The following is a 9127-nucleotide window of genomic DNA, read 5'->3' as shown; positions in this document are numbered from 1 at the left end:
CCCTCACCAAACCCCTCCCCCCCCCCCCGGGGGGGGCGGGGCCGCCCCCCCCCCCCCCCCCCGGCCCGTAACGGCATGGTCCCCCCGCAGCGCAAAGACGGTCCCAAGAAGGACGGCAAGCCCTCTCAAGGCCGGGGCGACACCGATCCCTCGTCCCGTTCCGGGAAGGCGAAGGACGGCTCCTCACGCGCGCGCGAGGGCAAGGACGGCCCGGCGCACGGTCGCGAGAGTTCCCGCACGACCAACGGACGTTCCGGCACGGGCACGAGCGGCGGCCGCAAGAGCGGTTCGAGCACGGGCAGCGGCCGGAAGGCCGGTTCGAGTGCCGGCGGCGGTCGCAAGGGCGCGTCCGACGGGCGCAAGGGCGCGTCCGAGGGACGCGTGCGCACGAGCGACGGCGGGCGCACGCGCGCGTCCGGAAGCAACCGGACGGGTCAGTCCGGGGCGGGGCGCACGAAGCCGGGGCCGCACCGGCCGAGGCCCGGTGGCGGGGCCAGGGGACGCGGCGGACCGCCGCGCAGGCCGCCGCGCCGCCGGATCCGGGTGCCGTTCCGGCGCCGCGACCCGATGAAGCGGCTGAACGCGGGCCTGCTCGTGGTCGCGTTCGTGCTGTCGCTGTTCGCGGGGCGGCTCGTCCAGCTCCAGACCATCGAGTCGGGCCACTACACCGCGCGGGCGCTGGAGCAGCGGCTCCGCAAGATCGACCTGCCCGCCGTCCGCGGCGACATCACCGACGCGCAGGGCAACGCGCTCGCGATGACGGTCGAGGCGCGGCTGATCTACGCCGACCCGAGCGTGATCAAGCCGGAGAAGCGGCAGCAGATCGCGGGCACGCTGGCGCCGATGCTCGGTCTCGACCAGGCCGCCGTCCTGAAGCGGATGTCCCGGCCGAACAGCCGGTACGAGGTGCTCGCCCACGGCGTCCGCCCGGATCAGGCGCGCCTGGTGATGGGGATGAAGTTCCTCGGCATCGGCACCTATCCGGAGTACCGGCGCCAGTACCCGAACGACTCGCTCGCGGCGGGGGTGATCGGGTTCGTGAACGCCGAGGGGCGCGGCGGCGCGGGCCTGGAGTACTCGCTGAACAAGCAGCTCGCCGGACGCGCCGGATGGCAGCGCATCGAGATCAGCCCAGACGGCCAGCACATCCCGATGGGCGAGGACCAGAAGCGCCCGCCGGTGCCCGGCAGGGGTGTCCGGCTGACCCTGATGCGCGACGTCCAGTACAAGGCGCAGCAGGCGATCGAGGCGCGGGTGAAGGAGACCGGCGCGCGCAGCGGCAGCGTGATCGTGATGGATCCGCGCAACGGCCAGCTGCTCGCGATGGCGTCCGCGCCCGGCTACGATCCGAACGACTACGGCAAGTCCAACTGGCGCCGGTGGGGGAGCCCGCTCGTCCAGGAGGCCTACGAGCCGGGCAGCACGGGCAAGGTCATCACCGCGGCCGCGGTGCTGGAGCGCGGCGGGGTGACCCCTCAGACGACGTTCCGGGTGCCGTACAGCGTCCGCAAGTACGACCGGACGTTCCATGACTCCGAGCCGCACGGCATCGAGAACCTGACCTTCGCCGGGGTGCTCGCCAAGTCCAGCAACGTCGGGACGATCCTCGCCAGCGAGCACATCGACCAGGACACGCTCTACAAGTTCCTGCGCGACTTCGGGTTCGGGTCGAAGACCGCGGTCGGGCTGCCCGCCGAGACCCCGGGGCAGCTGCGTCCGCCGAAGCAGTGGTCGGGCACCGACCGGTATCCGATCGCGTTCGGCCAGTCACTGTCGGTGAACGCGCTGCAGATGGCGAGCGTCTACTCGACGATCGCCAACGGCGGCGTCCGGGTCGCGCCGACCCTGGTCGCCGGCACCACCGGCGAGGACGGCTCGTTCGCCCCGGCGCCCGCGCCCGCGCAGAAGCGGGTGATCAGCCAGCGGACGGCGCAGGAGATCCGCGACATGCTGGAGGGCGTCACCACCAAGGAGGGCACCGCTCCGAAGGCGCAGATCCCGGGCTACCGGGTGGCGGGCAAGACCGGCACCGCGCAGATCGTCAACCCGAGCACCGGCACCTACGAGGACGGCGGCTACACCGCCTCGTTCGCCGGGTTCGCGCCGGCCGACGCGCCGCAGCTGGTCGTCCAGGTCGTGCTCCAGCACCCGACCCGCGGCAGCTACTTCGGCGGCGATGTCGCGGCGCCGGTGTTCAAGGACGTGATGGACTTCGCCCTGCAGACCCGCAAGATCCCGCCGAGCGGAAGCCGGGCCCCGTCCGTCAAGATCTACGCCGGCGACTGAGCGCAGCGAGTACCCTGACCCGCCGTGACCTCCGCACCATTGACCCCGCATCTCCGCACACCTCCGGCTCCGGCCCGCACCGAAAGACACGCCATGCGCCCGACCTCCAACCCGGCCCGTCCGCTGACCGGCCTCGCGTCGACGTTGGGCCTTCCGGCCGCGGACGAGTGGTCCGGGGTGACCGTCTCGGGGATCACGCACGACTCGCGCGCGGTGCTGCCCGGCGACGTGTACGCGGCGCTGCCGGGCGCGCGCGTCCACGGCGCGCAGTTCGCCGTCCAGGCCGCCGAGAAGGGCGCCACGGCGATCCTGACGGACCCGGCGGGCCTCGAGCGGGCCGGGGCGGCCGGGCTGCCCGTCCTGGTCGTGGACGACCCGCGCGCGGTGCTCGGCACGGCGGCCTCCTGGGTCTACGGCGACCCGGTCGAGGACCTGACGCTGATCGGCGTGACCGGCACCAGCGGCAAGACCACCACGACGTTCCTGCTGGACGCGGGCCTGCGCGCCGCCGGGACCAAGACCGGCCTGGTCGGCGGGGTGGAGATCCGGGTCGGGGACGAGACCGTCCCCGGCGAGCTGACCACGCCCGAGTCGACCGACCTGCACGCGCTGTTCGCGATGATGCGCGAGCACGGCGTCGGCGCGGCGGCGATGGAGGTGTCCAGCCACGCGCTGGAGCAGGTCCGGGTCGGCGGCGCCCGGTACGACGTCGCGATCTTCAACAACCTGTCCCAGGACCACCTGGACTACCACCCGACGATGCGGGACTACTTCCTGGCGAAGGCGAAGCTGTTCACGCCGGGGTACAGCCGGGTCGGCGTGGTGAACCTGGACGACGAGCACGGCCGCGAGCTGCTGTCGATCGCGACCGTCCCGACCACGACGTTCTCGGCGTCCGGCGACCCGGAGGCCGACTGGCGGGCGGTGGACGTGCGGATCGGCGCGGACGGCAGCGTCTTCCGCGTCCTCGGCCCGGGCGGCATCGAGGCGGACGCGTCGGTGCAGCTGCCCGGCCCGTTCAACGTGGCGAACGCCCTCGGGGCGATCGTGGCGCTCGTGGAGGCCGGGATCACGCTGCCGGTGGCGGTGCGCGGGGTCGGCTCGCTGACCGGCGTCCCCGGCCGCCTGGAGCGCGTGGACGAGGGCCAGGAGTACGTCGCGCTGGTGGACTACTCGCACAAACCCGGCGCGGTCGAGGCGGTGCTGACGTCCCTGCGCGAGGTCACCGAGGGCCGGCTGACGATCGTGCTCGGCTGCGGCGGCGACCGGGACCGCGGGAAGCGCCCGCTGATGGGCGAGGCCGCCGCGCGGCTGGCCGACATGGCGTATTTCACCAATGACAACCCGAGGTCGGAGGACCCCCTGGGCATCCTCGCCGCTATGGTCGAGGGCGGGCTCAAGGTCCCGCGGTCCGAGCGCGCGCACATCGTGGTCGAGCCCGACCGCGCGGCCGCCATCGCGCTGGCGATGGGCCGGGCCCGTCGCGGCGACGTCGTGGTCGTCGCGGGCAAGGGCCACGAGCAGGGCCAGTACGTGGCCGGTGAGGTACACCCGTTCGACGACCGCCAGGTCGTCCGCGCAGCGATCCGCGCCCAGCAGGACCGCGCGCGGGACCGCGACCGCGACGCCGCCGGGCGAACCCCGGCGGGGACCGGCGCGTCGAACGGACAGGACGTGAGAGGGGACGGAACGCAGGCGTGATCCCACTTCCGCTGTCGAGGATCGCCGGGCTCACCCGCGGCGTCGTGACCGGCCTTCCGCCGGACGGGTCGGAGCCGGTGGTGCGCGGGCCCGTGGTGATCGACTCCCGGGAGGCCGGGCCCGGGGCGCTGTTCGTGGCGCTGCCGGGCGAGCGGGCCGACGGGCACGACTTCGCCCCGGCGGCGCTGGCCGGGGGCGCGAGCGCCGTCCTGGCGGCCCGCCCGGTGGACGGGCCGGCCGTGGTGGTGCCGGACGTCCAGGAGGCGCTCGGGCTGCTCGCGAGCGGCGTGCTGGCCGAGCTGCCGGACGCCGTGGTGACCGGGATCACCGGTTCGGCGGGCAAGACGTCCACCAAGGACCTGATCGCCCAGCTGATCGAGCGGTCCGGGCCGACGATCGCGCCGGTCGGGTCGTTCAACAACGAGATCGGCCTGCCGCTGACCGCGCTGCGCGCCGACGAGGACACCCGGCACCTGGTGCTGGAGATGGGCGCGCGTGGCATCGGCCACATCGCCTACCTGTGCGGGATCGCCCGGCCGCGGATCGGCGTCGTGCTGAACGTCGGGTCCGCGCACCTGGGCGAGTTCGGCAGCCAGGCCGCCGTCGCGCAGGCGAAGGGCGAGCTGGTCGAGGCGCTGCCCGCGGACGGCACGGCCGTCCTGAACGCCGACGACCCGCTCGTGGCGGCGATGGCGTCCCGCACCGGCGCGACGGTGGTCACCTTCGGCCGGGGCGCGGACGCGCTCGTCCGGGCCGAGGACGAGACGCTCGACGACGCAGGCCGCCCGCGGTTCACGCTGGTCACGCCCGAGGGCAGGGCGCCGGTGGCGCTGCGCCTGGCGGGCGCGCACATGGTCCCGAACGCGCTGGCCGCAGCCGCGGTCGCCCGCGCCGCCGGGATGGCCGTCGAGGACGTCGCGGACGCGCTGTCGGCGGCCGGGCCGCGCAGCCGCTGGCGGATGGAGGTCACCGAGCGCGCCGACGGCGTGACGGTGATCAACGACGCGTACAACGCCAACCCGGAGTCGACCCGCGCCGCTTTGGACGTGCTCACGCACCTCGCGCGCGGCCGCCGGGCCTTCGCGGTCCTGGGCGAGATGGCCGAGCTCGGCGACACCTCGGTCGCGGAACACGTCAAGATCGGGCAGCATGTCGCGCGCAGCGGCGTCGCCGGCCTCGTGGTCGTCGGGGACGCCGCGGCCGCGGTGGCCGAAGGGGCCGCCCAGGTGGCGGCATGGACGGGAGAGTTGGTACAGGTGGATGACGTCGGCGCGGCGGTTTCCGCGCTCAGCGAGCGGCTTGCGCCGCAGGACGTCGTACTGGTGAAGGGCTCCCGTGTGACGGGCCTGGAGCGGGTCGCCGAGGCGCTGCTCTCGGGGGGTGCCCGGGCATGACCAACATCATCATCGCCGCAGGGGTCGCCCTGCTGTTCGGCATGGTCGGCACGCCGGTGTGGATCCGGATCGTGAACCGGCTCGGCTACGGCCAGATGATCCGGCAGGAGGGCCCGGAGGCCCACCTGAAGAAGCGCGGCACGCCCACGATGGGCGGCACGGTCTTCGTCCTCGGGTCGCTCGTCGGGTACGGCGCGGCGCACCTGCTGACGGGCACCAGCCCGACGGTCTCGGGCGGCCTGGTGCTGTTCCTGATGACCGGGCTCGGCGCGGTCGGCTTCGTGGACGACTACATCAAGGTGTTCAAGCAGCGCAGCCTCGGCCTGCGCTCGGGCGCCAAGATGATCGGCATCATCCTGGTCGGCGTGGTCTTCGCGGTCGGGTCGCTGAACTTCCCGAACCACCTGGACGTCACGCCCGCCGACGCGCACCTGTCGTTCCTGCGCGACTTCGGGCCGGCGATCGGTGCGATCCCGTTCGTGATCTGGGCGCTGCTGCTGATCGCCGCGACGTCCAACGGCGTGAACCTCACCGACGGACTGGACGGCCTCGCCGCCGGCCCGTGCGCCATGGTGCTGGCCGCCTACGTGCTGATCGGCAACTGGCAGCTGCGCAACTCCTGCGAGTTCGCGCTGGCGCCGAACTGCTACAACGTCCGCGACCCGCTCGACCTCGCGGTCGTCGCGGCGGCGGTGCTCGGCGGCGTGTTCGGCTTCCTGTGGTGGAACGCGCCCCCGGCGAAGGTCTTCATGGGAGACACCGGTTCGCTCGCCCTCGGCGGCGTCCTGGTCGGCCTGGCGATCCTCACCCGCACCCAGTTCCTGCTGGGCGTGCTGTGCGGCCTGATCGTGATGATCACCCTGTCGGTGATCATCCAGGTCGGCGGGTTCAAGATGACCAAGAAACGGGTGTTCAAGATGGCGCCCCTCCAGCACCACTTCGAGCTGTCGGGGTGGGCGGAGACGACGATCGTCGTGCGGTTCTGGCTGATGTCGGCGTTGTTCACCGCGATCGGGCTCGGCCTGTTCTACCTGGAATGGATGCCGAAGAAGTGACCGAGTCCTACGAAGGACGGCGGGTCGTCGTCGCCGGGCTCGGGATCTCCGGGCGGGCCGCGGCGCGGGTGCTGGCCGAGCGCGGCGCGCACGTGACGATCGTGGACGCCCGCGACGACGACGCGTCCCGCGAGCAGGGGGCCGACCTCGAGAGGCACGGCGTGACCGTGCGGCTCGGGGACGGCGACACCCTGCCCGAGGGGACCGACCTCGTCGTCACCTCGCCCGGCTGGAAGCCGGACGTGCCGCTGCTGGCGGCCGCCGCGTCCGCCGGGATCGAGATCTACGGCGAGGTCGAGCTCGCGTGGCGGCTGCGTCCGGCGGACGCGGCCCCCTGGCTCGCCCTCACCGGCACCAACGGCAAGACCACCTGCGTCCGGATGCTGACGTGCATCCTCACCGCGGCCGGGCACGACGCGGTCGCGGTGGGGAACGTCGGAACCCCGATCGTCGAGGCGGTGCTGGAGAAGCACGACGTGCTGGCCGTGGAGCTGTCCAGCTACCAGCTGCACTGGTCGTCCAGCGTCCGGCCGCTGGCCGCGGCGGTGCTGAACGTCGCGCCCGACCACATCGACTGGCACGGCTCGTTCGAGGCGTACGCCGAGGACAAGCGCAAGATCTTCGCCCCGGGCGGTGTTGGGGTCGTCAACGCCGACGACCCGGTGTCGACGCGGCTCGGGCCCGAGGACGCCAAGGGGTTCACCCTGGACGTCCCGGCGCCGGGGCAGCTCGGCGTCGTCGAGGACCTGCTCGTCGACCGGGCGTTCGTGGACGACCCGCGCACGACCGCCGCCGAGCTCGCCGAGCTCCACGACGTCAAGCCGTTCGCGCCGCACAACGTCGCCAACGCCCTCGCGGCGGCGGCCCTGGCCCGCGCCTTCGGCGTGCCGCCCGAGGCCGTCCGGGAGGGCCTGCGGGCCTTCGTGCCCGACCCGCACCGCATCGCGCACGTCGCGAACGTGGACGGCGTCGACTACGTGGACGACTCCAAGGCCACCAACCCGCACGCCGCCGCGTCCTCGCTGGCGTCCTGCCGGTCCGCGGTGTGGATCGCCGGGGGCCTGCTCAAGGGCGCCGACGTGGACGACCTGGTCGCGTCCTGCGCGGACCGGCTGCGCGCGGTGGTGCTGATCGGCCGGGACCGGGCGCGGATCGCCGAGGCTCTCGCGCGACACGCGCCGGATGTCCCCGTGGTGGACGTTCCGGACACCGACACTGGGGCGATGGACCGAGTCGTGACCCACGCCGCCGAGCTCGCGCAGTCCGGCGACACCGTGCTGCTCGCCCCGGCCGGGGCCTCCTTCGACATGTTCACCAGTTACGGCGCGCGCGGCGACGCGTTCGCCGAAGCGGTCCGGCGGCTCGTCGCGCGGGCATGAGCGCGGCCCCCGCGGCGGAGCGGGACCAGGCGAAGGCCGGCGGCGACCGTCCGGCGCGGCCCCGGCCGCGCGAGCAGGTCGCCGCCGCCGTCGGGCTGCTGGACCGCCCGCTCACCTCGTACTACCTGGTGCTCGGCTGCTCGGTGATGCTGCTGGCGCTGGGCCTGACCATGGTGCTGTCGGCGTCCAGCGTCAAGCAGCTCCAGGAGACCGGCTCGGCGTACACGCTGGTGCAGAAGCAGGCCATCTGGATGGCGATCGGGCTGCCCGGCATGTGGGCGGCGTCCCGGCTGCCGCTGAAGGCGTTCCGGGCGCTGGCGTTCCCGATGCTGCTGCTGTCGGTCGCGGCGCTCGCCCTGGTGCTGGTGCCGGGCCTCGGCCGCGCGGCGGGCGGGGCGACCCGCTGGATCAGCCTCGGGCCGGTCCAGATCCAGCCGTCCGAGCCCGCCAAGCTCGCCCTGGTGCTGTGGGGCGCCGACATGCTCGCCCGCAAGGAGAAGCTCGGCCAGCTCACCGAGTGGCGGCCGCTGCTGATGCCGCTGCTGCCCGGCGCGGGCCTGCTGGTGCTGATGGTCATGCTCGGCGACGACCTCGGGACGACGCTGGTCCTGCTGACGATCTTCCTGGCGCTGCTGTGGGTGGTCGGCGCGCCCGGCCGGCTGTTCGTCGGCATCGCCGGGCTGGTCGGCCTGCTGGTGTCGATCCTCATCGTGGTCGAGCCGTACCGGATGCAGCGGCTCACCGGATTCCTGGACCAGTCCGGCAACCAGCTCACCTTCAACTACCAGGGCACCCAGGGCCTGTACGCGCTCTCGTCCGGCGGCCTGACCGGCACCGGGCTGGGGGAGGGGCGGGCCAAGTGGGACTTCCTGCCGCACGCCGAGACCGACTTCATCTTCGCGATCATCGGCGAGGAGTTCGGGCTGGTCGGGACGCTGGTGGTGCTCGGCCTGTTCGGGCTGCTCGCCTACGCCGGGCTGCGCATCGCGCGGCGCGTGAAGGACCCGTTCACCCGGCTCGCCGCGGCCGGCGCGACGGCCTGGCTGGTGGTCCAGGCCATCGTGAACATCGGCGCGGTCATCGGTGTGCTTCCCATCACAGGCATCCCGTTGCCGCTGGTCTCCTACGGTGGATCGGCCCTCATCCCCACGCTGATCGCGCTCGGCATGCTGCTCGCGTTCGCCAAGCGGGAGCCCGGTGCGAGGCAGGCGCTCGCCGCACGCGGCCCCGGACCGCTGTCCCGGGCTCTAAGCTGGCTAGGACTCGGACCGCGGGGGTCCTGACCCGGACGAGCGCCGGAAGGGCCATCGGA

General features: G+C 73.5%; 6 protein-coding genes. All 6 read left to right on the top strand.

The features are described from left to right. Positions 1 to 567 precede the first annotated feature (567 nt). Complete coding sequence (locus AB0L06_RS34715) at positions 568 to 2286, top strand: peptidoglycan D,D-transpeptidase FtsI family protein (RefSeq protein WP_500235404.1); 1719 nt, start codon at positions 568 to 570, stop codon at positions 2284 to 2286. 93 nt (positions 2287 to 2379) lie between these two features. Further along, on the top strand, positions 2380 to 3987 hold the full coding sequence (locus AB0L06_RS34710) for a UDP-N-acetylmuramoyl-L-alanyl-D-glutamate--2,6-diaminopimelate ligase (protein WP_500235398.1): 1608 nt from the start codon (positions 2380 to 2382) through the stop codon (positions 3985 to 3987). Further along, positions 3984 to 5381: a UDP-N-acetylmuramoyl-tripeptide--D-alanyl-D-alanine ligase gene (locus AB0L06_RS34705; RefSeq protein WP_500235397.1), complete on the top strand. Its 1398-nt coding sequence runs from the start codon at positions 3984 to 3986 to the stop codon at positions 5379 to 5381. Before AB0L06_RS34710 ends, AB0L06_RS34705 begins: the two co-directional genes overlap by 4 nt. Further along, positions 5378 to 6436: a phospho-N-acetylmuramoyl-pentapeptide-transferase gene (gene mraY, locus AB0L06_RS34700; protein ID WP_122199264.1), complete on the top strand. Its 1059-nt coding sequence runs from the start codon at positions 5378 to 5380 to the stop codon at positions 6434 to 6436. The genes AB0L06_RS34705 and mraY overlap by 4 nt, the downstream gene beginning before the upstream one ends. Next, complete coding sequence (gene murD, locus AB0L06_RS34695; protein WP_500235396.1) at positions 6418 to 7815, top strand: UDP-N-acetylmuramoyl-L-alanine--D-glutamate ligase; 1398 nt, start codon at positions 6418 to 6420, stop codon at positions 7813 to 7815. Before mraY ends, murD begins: the two co-directional genes overlap by 19 nt. Beyond that, positions 7812 to 9098, top strand: coding sequence for a putative lipid II flippase FtsW (gene ftsW / locus AB0L06_RS34690; protein ID WP_500235395.1), 1287 nt, complete (start codon positions 7812 to 7814; stop codon positions 9096 to 9098). The genes murD and ftsW overlap by 4 nt, the downstream gene beginning before the upstream one ends. Positions 9099 to 9127 lie beyond the last annotated feature (29 nt).

Origin of the sequence: Spirillospora sp. NPDC052269 (assembly GCF_040679435.1) — a bacterium.
Lineage (GTDB): Bacteria > Actinomycetota > Actinomycetes > Streptosporangiales > Streptosporangiaceae > Spirillospora.
The sequence above is the reverse complement of the archived record's forward strand: the minus strand, read 5'-3'. Positions and strand labels throughout refer to the sequence as shown.

What these genes read in the sequence shown, in the direction of transcription:
- AB0L06_RS34715 (WP_500235404.1), top strand. Translation starts at nt 568, where the DNA reads ATGAAGCGGCTGAACGCGGGCCTGCTCGTGGTCGCGTTCGTGCTGTCG.
- AB0L06_RS34710 (WP_500235398.1), top strand. Translation starts at nt 2,380, where the DNA reads ATGCGCCCGACCTCCAACCCGGCCCGTCCGCTGACCGGCCTCGCGTCG.
- mraY (WP_122199264.1), top strand. Translation starts at nt 5,378, where the DNA reads ATGACCAACATCATCATCGCCGCAGGGGTCGCCCTGCTGTTCGGCATG.
- murD (WP_500235396.1), top strand. Translation starts at nt 6,418, where the DNA reads ATGGATGCCGAAGAAGTGACCGAGTCCTACGAAGGACGGCGGGTCGTC.
- ftsW (WP_500235395.1), top strand. Translation starts at nt 7,812, where the DNA reads ATGAGCGCGGCCCCCGCGGCGGAGCGGGACCAGGCGAAGGCCGGCGGC.